General features: G+C 73.3%; 1 protein-coding gene. It reads right to left on the bottom strand.

Translation table 11 applies throughout. The features are described from left to right. Nucleotides 1-14: 14 nt before the first annotated feature. Nucleotides 15-605, bottom strand: coding sequence for a methylated-DNA--[protein]-cysteine S-methyltransferase (locus AC27IO_RS24945; RefSeq protein WP_498741309.1), 591 nt, complete (start codon nt 603-605; stop codon nt 15-17). Between the last annotated feature and the right edge of the window lie 197 nt (nt 606-802).

Below are 802 nucleotides of genomic sequence, written 5' to 3'. Positions count from 1 at the left end.
GGCCGCCCGCGCGCTCATGCCGTGGCCCCTGCGGCGGCAGGTGCTTCGCCGGCAAAGAGCGGCAGCGTGCCGGGGCCGAGCCCTCCACTGGCGACCGGCACCGCGCCTTCGCGCTGCAGCAGCCAGGCCTTGCGCGGCAATCCACCGGCATAGCCCGTCAGGCTGCCCGCCGAGCCCACCACGCGGTGGCACGGCACGATCACGCTCACCGGGTTGCGGCCCACCGCCGCGCCCACGGCGCGCACGGCCAGCGGCCGCTCCAGCAGGCGGCTCAGGGCACCGTAGCTGGTGGTGGCGCCGCAGGGAATGCCCAGCAGCGCCTGCCACACGGCCTGCTGGAACGGCGTGCCGCCCGACAGGTCCAGCGGCAGGTCGAAGCGGGTGCGCCGGCCGTCCAGGTATTCGTGGAACTGGGCCGTGGCCCGCCGCAGCAGCGGGTGGGCGTCGTCCACGGGCCAGGCGCCGGGGCCGTCGAGAAACGCCTCGGGCTGGTGGCGCTGGCCGTCGAACCACAGGCCCGACAAGCCCAGCGGCGAGGCGGACAGGCGCACGTCGCCCAACGGGGTGGGCGTGCGGCTTTGCACGGTGAGGGGATGGAACTGCATGATCAAATCCAAGGTAAAAAGTGGCTCCAGCACAATGAATGCGCCGGCATATTGCTATGTTTTTGGTAGTAATTGCGGGGTGGGCGCCCCCGATGCCGTGGGCGTGCCCCCCAGCGTCCACGCCCGGATCACCGCATAGCTGCGCCACGGCCGCCACGCTTGCGACGCGGCCGTGGCCGCCTGGGCCGCGCGCGGCC

Source organism: Acidovorax sp. KNOB132 (genome assembly GCF_057541515.1).
The sequence above is the reverse complement of the archived record's forward strand: the minus strand, read 5'-3'. Positions and strand labels throughout refer to the sequence as shown.